At 62.1% G+C, this 5,042-nt stretch carries 6 protein-coding genes; 3 read left to right on the top strand and 3 right to left on the bottom strand.

Annotated features, from left to right (window positions below):
* The 3 genes from O2807_11745 to O2807_11735 form a co-directional block, all read right to left on the bottom strand.
* The coding region (locus O2807_11745; protein MDA1001170.1) for a radical SAM protein at window positions 1-530 on the bottom strand (530 nt) is incomplete at its 3' end.
* 57 nt (window positions 531-587) lie between these two features.
* Entirely contained in the window at window positions 588-1,058 is a 471-nt protein-coding gene (locus tag O2807_11740) for a hypothetical protein (GenBank protein MDA1001169.1), read from the bottom strand.
* A 206-nt stretch (window positions 1,059-1,264) separates the two neighbouring features.
* Window positions 1,265-1,753 carry a hypothetical protein gene (locus O2807_11735; protein ID MDA1001168.1) on the bottom strand — a complete coding sequence of 163 codons (489 nt, stop codon included), beginning with the start codon at window positions 1,751-1,753 and terminating at the stop codon, window positions 1,265-1,267.
* Between the two features lie 407 nt (window positions 1,754-2,160).
* Between O2807_11735 and O2807_11730 the strand changes: the two genes are divergently transcribed.
* The 3 genes from O2807_11730 to O2807_11720 form a co-directional block, all read left to right on the top strand.
* A complete protein-coding gene (locus O2807_11730; GenBank protein ID MDA1001167.1) occupies window positions 2,161-3,177 on the top strand; it encodes a dipeptide ABC transporter ATP-binding protein in 1,017 nt (338 codons plus the stop codon).
* A gap of 126 nt (window positions 3,178-3,303) precedes the next feature.
* Window positions 3,304-4,821 carry a GAF domain-containing protein gene (locus tag O2807_11725; protein ID MDA1001166.1) on the top strand — a complete coding sequence of 506 codons (1,518 nt, stop codon included), beginning with the start codon at window positions 3,304-3,306 and terminating at the stop codon, window positions 4,819-4,821.
* 36 nt (window positions 4,822-4,857) lie between these two features.
* Window positions 4,858-5,042, top strand: a 185-nt coding sequence (locus O2807_11720) for an EamA/RhaT family transporter (GenBank protein MDA1001165.1), incomplete at its 3' end; no start/stop codon positions are given.

Raw genomic sequence — 5,042 nt, 5'->3', positions numbered from 1 at the left:
CCGAACCCGGTCTCGTTCAGGCGGCGCAGAGCGGCGACGCTTTTCTCGTATACGCCCTCGCCCCTCTGGCTGTCGACGTTTTCCTCGAGATAGCAGGGCAGGGAGCAGATGAGTTCCACCTCTTGCTCGCGGTAGAAATCCACCAGCCATTCCATGCCCGGCTCGAAGATGACGGTCAGGTTGCAGCGGACCATGACGTGGCGCCCGAGGCGGCGCGTCTCCTCGACGAGGTAGCGGAAGGGAGGCGCCAGCTCGGGGGCGCCGCCCGTGATGTCGACGGCGGGGATCTCGGAGGCGGCGAGCCAGGCGATGATCCGCTCGGCGGTCTCTTGCGTCATGACCTCTTTGCGATGGGGGCCCGCCCCGACGTGGCAGTGTGCACAAAACTGATTGCAGAGCTTGCCGACGTTGATCTGAAGAGTCGCCAGCTGGAGCCGGTCGAAGCGCGGAATGTCGTGGAGAATGCGCTCGCCGAAAAACGCTTCCTTCACGGCGAGGTAAACAGGCAGAGGAGACGGTTCACCGTTCATGCGGATATGTTTTTCCTTTCCAGCGGGAAGCCAGCCATTCAGGAGTCTTGGCGGGTCTTAGGCGCTGCGGACGAGTTTGCGGCGGAGCGACTTCATCTTCCGGCGGGCGCGCTTGAGGCCGACCTTGTTCTTTTCCTGGAGCGCCTGATCGCGCGCCGCGCGGTGCCCTCGAATCTTCTTTTTCACGGCGCTGCGATCGATGTTCGATTCGCGCTTGGGTTCCTGGAGCGGAATGCCGTTGATCTCCTTGAGCGCGTGAATGAGCTGGTTCTTGTCCATGCCGTGAACGCCCGAGATGCGGCCCCCGTACTGAAGGGCGGCTTCCTTGAGCTTGGGGACGTTCATCTTATCGATTTCGCGTGCCGTCAGCTTGGGACCCACGTCCTCCGCAGGGGCCTCGGCGGCGGGGGCTTCTTCCGCAGGGGCGCTGGCCTCCGCCTCAGGCGCGCTTTCCGTGGCGGCGGCTTCGGCCGGGGCCTCCGCCGGGGTCTGTTCCGGGGTTTCTTCGGTCTTCTCTTCTTCAGCCATTCCGGTCTCCAGAAAAAAAATTGTTTGTTTTCAATTCGTTATCATTGCAACTTGTGGCGGCTCCGGGCCCTGGGGCGGACAGCCAGAAGGGAGCACCTCAAGCCGAACATGAGAAATTAACAGAATTTCGGCACAATTCCAACGGCGAGAGGTACAAAAAAAACCTCCCCCCGGCGCACGGGGGGAGGCGGATGGGACCTCGGGGTTTAGACGAAATCACCGCGGTTGAATTTGGCGGATTCGGTCGAGACCAGCGCGGCCATCTCCTCAATGAGCTTCCGGCCGGGGTTGCCCTCAGGCATCTCCTTGACCTCATCGAGCATCTTGTCGCGGTAGAGTTCCATGTTGTGGAGAAGCGGGGCGATGTCCTTCAGCGAGGCTTCGGGATTTCCCAGCTCCCGGCGGAAGGATTCGACCAGTTTGAAGAATTCCTCGCCGATGCCGATGACTTTTTGCTTGCCCGTGGCAATCGCCGAGGTCACGCGGCCAAGATAGGCCGCAGGGGGCGTCGCCGGTCCGCCCGCTTTCTGGGGCGCGTCCGCGCCGCCTTTCTGGGAGCCACTCTTGGCGGCATCGAGAAAATCCGCAAAAGCAGGGCTGTTCGCCCCTTTCTCGGGACGGCTCTTTTTGCCGCCCTGGCTCGGATCCACCCCTCCGGGTCCACCGCCCGGCTGAATGGAATGAATGTTCACCATCTCCAGTCCTCCAGCTCTTTGCGGGCCTTTACGAGAGCTTCACGCCAGTTTACCCGTGCCCTCGCCCGTCTGCAAAGACCGCCTCAGGTGGGGCAGATTCGCCCCTTGCCCATGTAGGAAGCAATTCGTGTGCCAATCGGGGAAATCGTAAAAATCTTTTACTTTTCAATATGTTATAAATATTTCTTGGTATGCGGCCCGCCTGCGGAAAGGGGAAAAAAGCTCATCTTCCTCCCGGCGGAGAGCAAATTTTTCCCCGATCCGGAGGGGGGCCGGGCCCCAAGGTCGTGGATGGACTTGCCCGAAATCGAACCCATCTGGTAAGAAACCAAACATCTATCCCGCATTTTACGGTATCTTGGGTCAACGCATTCATTTGCCTCCTGGCTAGGGAAAAGGAGCCGTTCATGGTCGAGAAGCTCTTGGAAGTGAAAAATCTGGTCAAGTATTTCCCGGTTCGGGGGGGTGTTTTTTCCCAGGTGCGCAACTATGTTCGGGCGGTGGACGGGGTGAGTTTTGATCTGGCGCCGAGCGAGACGCTGGGGCTGGTGGGGGAGAGCGGATGCGGAAAATCCACGGCCGGCCGCGCAATCCTCCGTCTCATTGAGCCGACCTCGGGGGAGATCTGGTTCGAAGGGCAGGAGATCACCCACCTTGATCGCGAATCCATGCGAAAGCTCCGCCGCGAGATGCAGATTATTTTCCAGGATCCCTACGCCTCCCTGAATCCTCGGATGACGGTGGGGAGCATCGTCGGCGAGCCGCTGACCATTCACAAGATCGCCAAGGGAAGAGAGCGCGAGGACCGGGTCGCCGCGATTCTCAACCGCGTGGGGCTGCGTCCCGAGCACATGCGGCGCTACCCCCACGAATTTTCCGGCGGCCAGCGCCAGCGCATCGGCATCGCCCGCGCCCTGGCCCTCAACCCCAAGCTGATCATTGGCGATGAGCCGGTCAGCGCCCTTGATGTTTCCATCCAGGCCCAGGTCATCAACCTCCTCGAGGATTTGCAGGAAGAGTTCGGCATCGCTTATGTCATCGTGGCCCACGACCTGTCCGTGATCCAGCACATCAGCGATCGGATCGCCGTCATGTATCTGGGGAAAATCGTCGAGCTCGCCTCTGCCGATGAAGTGGTGATGTCCCCCCGGCATCCCTACACCTATGCCCTGCTTTCCGCTGTTCCGGTGCCGGATCCGCGGGTCAAGAAAAAAGATCGGATCATTCTCCGCGGGGACGTGCCCAGCCCGGTCAATCCGCCCTCGGGCTGCCGGTTCCACACCCGCTGCCCCTACAAGGAAGATAAATGTGTTGCCGAGGAACCACTCATGCGGGAAGTCGCCCCCGGCCACTTTGCGGCGTGTCATTTTTCCGAGAAAGTCCTGGGAGGCGCCTCGAACGGGGCAGGCCCTTCCTCCGGATAGCCAGCGACGCTTCCCGGGCGCACGGCTTGGGCCGTTTTCCCGTGTTGCTCTTTACCTCGCCAAAACGGTAGATTTTCAAGGGGGCACGACCGCGCCGATTGCGTCCGACAGGGGAACCTTTTCACAGTGACCGCCAGCCCCGATCCCAAAGTTTCCTATCGCCCGCTCCTCGTGTTTTCCATTGTCGCCGCCCTTGTGGTGGGTGCCGGATTTTATGTAGTCCGAAACGCGGGTCTCGCCTCCCGCCGTCTGGTGCTGGACGAAAAGGATTTGCGGCTGTCACACACCTTCAAGAGCCGTCTCGAGCAGAAGTTCTCCTCGCTGCGGGGGCGGATGGAAGCGGCGGAATTTCTCGTATCCTCGAGTCCTCCCAGCCCGGGGGTCGCCGCCCGGGCGCTTTCCCACCTGCTCGAAAGTGGAGAAGAGGGGCCCTCCGCGGCTGTGGTGCTCGACCAGAGCGGGAAAATCATTTCCTCCAAGCGGCAGGGCGGGGTTCCGCGCGCGGACTTCAAGGAGCGGCGCATATGGGCCCGTTCGGTTGCCGCGCTTCAGGGTGCGAAGGGCAAGGGGCCGAAGTATCACATCGAGGCGGAGGAACTTTCCGGAGTCCCCGTTCTCTTTTTGTCGGCTCCCTCGGCGGCGACGGGCGGCTATTGGGGCGTGATTCTGCAGGCGAAATCCCTGTTCCGGGTTTGGGCGGATGAACTCTCTGCCAGCGAAAGCGTTTTCCTCCTCTCCGAGCCGGAGCAAATGGTTCTTTTCGCCCAGCGCGGCCCTTCGTTCGCCAGTGAGGCGATCGGGAAAAATTTCAATGCGAAACTTTCCACGACCCTGGAGGTCAGCGTTTGCTGCGATCCGGCTGCTTTCAACACGGTTTATGAGGACGAACGCTCGATGATCCAGCTGGGCGTTCCGGGCGGGACCCGCCAGCTGCGCCTGGTTCTGGTCACCAACCGGCGCGGCGCCCTGGCGCCGGCCGGCGGCGGCGAGGGGCGTATCCTGGCCGCGGGCGCGGTCGTGGCGTGGGTGCTGCTTGTCGGTCTCTTCGCGGTCTTTCAGCGCCGCCGCAAGGAGGAGAGCGACGATTGGGCCGCCGACCGGCTGATTTCGATCTCGCAGGCCGGGCCGCCCCCCGCGGCGGGCGGCGGGCAGTTTCTCGAGCTTCTCTCGCGGGTGAGCGATACGGTGGCCAAGGGCGCACATTTCCGGGATGTGATCTCTCTCATCGCCTCGCAGGCGATGGGGGTGGTGGGGGCGCGGCGCGCTTATGCGGCCCTTTATGATGAGGGAATGCAGCAGATGTTCGAGGTGTATGCCGCGGGACTGGGAGATGGCTACCGGGCGGCCATCGCCATGGGGCCGGAGGAGATGCCGGAGAAGATCGCGGTCCGCGAAGGCGAAATGGTGGAAGTTCCCGCGGTGAGAGAGTGGGCCCAGGCCCCCGCGGTCTTGGAGGAAGAAAATGTCGGCGCCGTTGTGGTTTTTCCCATGCAGGTCGATAAGCGGCTGCTCGGGATTTTGGCGCTTTATTTCGACGGCCCCCACGAGCTCCGCGAGGATGAAATCGAGATTTGCTCCACGCTGGTCCAGCAAGGCGCCTTGGCGGTCGATCGGGCCCTGTATCAGGCAGCGCCTCCCCTCTAGGGCCCGCCCCCGCGCGGTTTTATCGAAAGAGGAACTGTGATCATCCGATTCTCCCGCGAACGCGCCATGCCGGTCGCCGCGCTTCTTTTGGCTGCGCTCTTCTGGGGTGCGACGTTTTCACTGGTAAAGGAGTCGCTCAGAAGCGCCGAGATGTTCTCTTTTCTCGCGCTGAGGTTCGGGGTGGCGCTTCTGGCGGTCTGGGCGTTTGCCGGGCGGGCGGC

The organism is bacterium, assembly GCA_027622355.1.
Taxonomy (GTDB): Bacteria; UBA8248; UBA8248; order UBA8248; family UBA8248; genus JAQBZT01.
This window is presented reverse-complemented; position numbering and strand designations above follow the sequence as displayed.

Bases quoted from the DNA above. Each gene is read 5' to 3' on its own strand.
- O2807_11740 (MDA1001169.1), bottom strand. From the start codon at position 1,058: ATGGCTGAAGAAGAGAAGACCGAAGAAACCCCGGAACAGACCCCGGCG.
- O2807_11735 (MDA1001168.1), bottom strand. From the start codon at position 1,753: ATGGTGAACATTCATTCCATTCAGCCGGGCGGTGGACCCGGAGGGGTG.
- O2807_11730 (MDA1001167.1), top strand. From the start codon at position 2,161: ATGGTCGAGAAGCTCTTGGAAGTGAAAAATCTGGTCAAGTATTTCCCG.